Raw genomic sequence first — 3,496 nt, forward strand, 5'->3', positions numbered from 1 at the left:
CCAGCCGCCCGGCTCATCCGCGGCTTCCTCTGAGATTCCTTCGCTCCATTGCCCATCCGCCGCTCCTTTCATCAAGGAGCTTGCCTCGCCCACCCCGCCCACGGCCAGATGCGCTCCGCGGGATGCTTACCTCGCGTGCGACTTGACCTGGCCGGAGTCTGTACTATTTAAAATAGTACTATGTACCCTGAGCAAGTTGTCCCGCAGTTCGACGCCTACCTTGCCGAGCAAGGCCTGCGTTACGAGGCGGTCGTAATTGGAGGCGCCGCGCTGTCCCTGCTAGGTGTTGTTTCCCGAACAACGGATGATTGCGACGTTCTGGACCCGCAAATCCCCGAGTCCATTCGCGAAGCGGCGCGAGCCTTCTGTCTCCGAACGCTGGGGCGGTTGGACCTCCTGTGCACTAAGCTCGTCGCGCTGGTCGATCGCGGTGTGGACTATGAGGACTGCATTGCACTGCGTCCAACGCTTGATGAGCTGCGACGCGCTTGGCCCTTCGTCGAGCAGTACGAGGGAAACGATGAGAGCCGAGAGGTCTATTGGATTCCGGCGGCCAAACGTCAAATGCAGCGCTTGTGTGAGGAACTGGGCCTCGATGGCGTTTTTTAGAACCACGCCCGCGCTGCTGCGCGGAAACGCGCTCGAGGCGGCTTTACGCAGCTGTGGGCTCAGGTTGGGACCGCGACGCCGCTGGGTCGAGCCGGCGGACATCGAGCTGACCCTCGTCTCGCTCGCGGCCGACAGCATGCCGAGCGGCTACAGGTCATGGGGCGTGTTGTGCGCTTGGCTGGAACAGCACAGCAGGCGAGTCAACGTGCCCAAACTGCTGCGGATTGTGCGACTGACCGCTAGCGACGAGTTGCTTCTAGCCTGGTGGGCGGCGATCGGACATTGGCTTGGCCGGTCCGATGCGCGTTGGCGAGCACTCACGAGACTCTCCGACGCCCGAGGACTCTCTCCTGAGGGTGACGACGAACTGACGCGCCTCAGCATCGCTCGACATGGACATGACCCGCGTTTCGCCGGCGGCCCGTTGGCGGTTCACTCGCGCCTTCTACGCTCGCGGCCACAAGACGTCGATCCCCCGTCGTCGCTCCTCAAGCGCCATCCCACGTATCGCCAGCGCGTCATCCAAGGACCCAACTACCGAGCTGACATTTGGGCGCAGTTGGAACACGACTCATCCCTCAGTCCGTCGGAGCTGGCCCGCATCAGCGCGTCTACCTATGAGACCGCACGGAGCGTGGCTATCGACTATCGCCTCGTCTCGTCGGTGGCGTGATCATCGGAGCCACGGCCGCGCTCATTCCTCTACATTCAGAGATGTTGCCAGGCTTCAGACGATGCTGTGATGGCTACGTTTCTGACGGCTCGGACCGCGGTGGCAGGAACAGGCGACCGATCGCGAGCTCGATGTCGGTAAAGGGCTCGATACGTGCGTTGGCGTCCTCGTCGTAGTTCCCAAGCAGGATCCAGCGTCCGGCGGTCAATGCGAACGCTTCCAGGGTGCGGGCCTCCACGTCGACGATCCAGTAGTGACCGACGCCGTGATGCGCGTAGAGATCCCGCTTGGTCACACGGTCTTGCGCTGCGGTGGTAGGCGAAAGTACTTCACAGATCCAGTCCGGCACCACGTCGATCGGCCGCTGGTCGGCGGGGTTGGCCAGCCGCTCTCTGCGCCAACCACTGAGATCAGGCCGCACCACATCGTGCGGACTAAAGCGCACGTCGACCTCGATGAAGATCCACCAACCACCCGGGCCACCCAGTCCGTCATCATCGTCAAAGGGTCCTCCGACGAAGCCACCCAGGGCGCGCTGGGCCTTGGAGTGCCTTGGCAGGGGAGCTGGCGCGGTCACGATCCGGCCAGCAAGTATCTCCGCGCGCGACTCGGACGGGAGGGCAAGCACATCTTCGTATGTGGCCAACCGCGGCGCCGCATCGGACATCATTCGAGTCTACCATGTCCCGGCGTGCGAGCCTCGACGGGGCCTGCCCGAAGCGCTCTTGGAGCAACTGCGGCTCGAACCCAAGCAGTTCCTGCCCTGCGTGCTCCAGTACGCGCGCCGCTTCTTCGGCATGGTGGGTCAAGTGCAGCTGATCCGTCTCGAAAGCGAGCGGCGCGGCCAGCACCACGCCAAGGGCCTGTCCGCCGCCAGTGAGCTCTATCGCAAGGCAGCGTAGGGATCAGCGACATCCAATCCTCGCTCTCGAACCGGGCATACCAAGTCGCGGCCTCTTCCCGGGCCTTGTGTACACTCGCTCGCCGCGGGCGTCCCGCAGCCCTCCACCCGCTTCAACCAGTCCGCCGAGCGATCGCGCGCGGTGCGAGCCAATCCTGCGGCTCGTGTGCCAGAGCTTCGATCACGGCCAGCGGTGGGGTCCAGGTTGGATTGCTACGGGGGGAAGACGGTCGCGAGATCGATGGCTAGCTCGGGAAACAGGGCGGGGGCCATGACATCGTTGGCTACGTAGGTGCGCAACAGAACATACCCCCCTTCCTCGAGCACGTGTTCGGCCACGGTCTTGGTGGCCGGATCCACGATCCAGTAGTGAGCGACACCGTGGCGCGCATACAGTTGCTGTTTGACGCCACGATCGCGTTCCCGTGTGCTATCCGAAAGGATCTCTATGACGAGATCGGGCGGGCCTTCGACGCCGTGGCGGGTCACGATGGCTTCACGTTTACGGGAAACGTACAGCAAATCGGGTTGCAGAACCGTGGTTCGACCCAGAATTACATCGACGGGGGCATCAAGCACTTCACCGAGGCCGTGCTGCTGCACGTAGCGGTGAAGCTGAAACTCCAGATTGCGGGAGATGCGCTGATGCACCACTAGCGGCGCGGGGGTCACGTAGACTTCTCCTTCAAAGAGCTCGTAACGCCGGCCGTCGTCGGGCAAGCGCCGGTAGTCCTCGTACGTCAGAACCACCCGCAGTGGGACAGAAGCAGTCATGCTGTTCGGAGTATCGCGGGAGACCACGAGCATCGCAAACCGGCGGGGGTCAGGACCTCGGCTCTGCCGTGGTTTGCCAACGAGTTGCGGGCCCACGAGGAGTTCGTGACAAGCTCGACCTCACGAGAGCTGGCCTGGAGAGGGCGTCGCTAGAGCGCGCGCGCCACAAGGCGGCGGCGGGCGATCCGGTTGTCGGGCGCTAGTCGCAGCGCACGCTGCCAGGCGCGTTTAGCTTGCGTCGGCCTGCCGGAGGCTCTGAGAGCATCGCCGTGGAGGATCCAGTAGCGCGCGCGCCTGCGGCGCTTGCGCACCATTTGCCTTGTTAGAGCTAGAGCCTCCGACCCCTGGCCACGCTCGAGGTATCTCGCGGCGAGTCGTGCCATGACGTGATGGTCCTTGGGAGCCTTCTGGTGGGCCGCAATCAGCGTCCGAAGGGCCCGTTCTCGGGGGTCGGCCCCGGAGCGGACTATCGCGGAACCGCCACCGCGGTTGGTATCGGCACCGCGGTTGGTATCGGCACCGCGGTTGGTATCGGCACC

6 protein-coding genes are annotated in these 3,496 nt (G+C 64.1%); 3 read left to right on the forward strand and 3 right to left on the reverse strand.

The features are described 5' to 3' along the window. Positions 1-180: 180 nt before the first annotated feature. Together MJD61_13405 and MJD61_13410 are read left to right on the forward strand one after the other, a co-directional pair. Positions 181-609 carry a DUF6036 family nucleotidyltransferase gene (locus tag MJD61_13405; protein ID MCG8556267.1) on the forward strand — a complete coding sequence of 143 codons (429 nt, stop codon included), beginning with the start codon at positions 181-183 and terminating at the stop codon, positions 607-609. Further along, positions 596-1,282 carry a hypothetical protein gene (locus tag MJD61_13410; GenBank protein ID MCG8556268.1) on the forward strand — a complete coding sequence of 229 codons (687 nt, stop codon included), beginning with the start codon at positions 596-598 and terminating at the stop codon, positions 1,280-1,282. The genes MJD61_13405 and MJD61_13410 overlap by 14 nt, the downstream gene beginning before the upstream one ends. 73 nt (positions 1,283-1,355) lie before the next feature. Here MJD61_13410 and MJD61_13415 read toward each other — a convergent pair whose 3' ends face one another. Continuing rightward, positions 1,356-1,859, reverse strand: coding sequence for a Uma2 family endonuclease (locus tag MJD61_13415; GenBank protein ID MCG8556269.1), 504 nt, complete (start codon positions 1,857-1,859; stop codon positions 1,356-1,358). 61 nt (positions 1,860-1,920) lie between these two features. Between MJD61_13415 and MJD61_13420 the strand changes: the two genes are divergently transcribed. Next, positions 1,921-2,184 (forward strand): hypothetical protein, encoded by a 264-nt coding sequence (locus tag MJD61_13420; GenBank protein ID MCG8556270.1) that lies wholly within the window; start codon positions 1,921-1,923, stop codon positions 2,182-2,184. A gap of 212 nt (positions 2,185-2,396) precedes the next feature. Here the strand turns inward: MJD61_13420 and MJD61_13425 are convergent, their stop codons facing one another. Both MJD61_13425 and MJD61_13430 read right to left on the reverse strand, forming a co-directional pair. Beyond that, positions 2,397-2,957: a Uma2 family endonuclease gene (locus MJD61_13425; protein MCG8556271.1), complete on the reverse strand. Its 561-nt coding sequence runs from the start codon at positions 2,955-2,957 to the stop codon at positions 2,397-2,399. A gap of 149 nt (positions 2,958-3,106) precedes the next feature. Continuing rightward, positions 3,107-3,496: tetratricopeptide repeat protein (locus tag MJD61_13430; GenBank protein ID MCG8556272.1), on the reverse strand; the 390-nt coding region annotated here is incomplete at its 5' end.

The sequence above is a fragment of the Pseudomonadota bacterium genome (assembly GCA_022361155.1).
Classification (GTDB): domain Bacteria; phylum Myxococcota_A; class Polyangia; order Polyangiales; family JAKSBK01; genus JAKSBK01.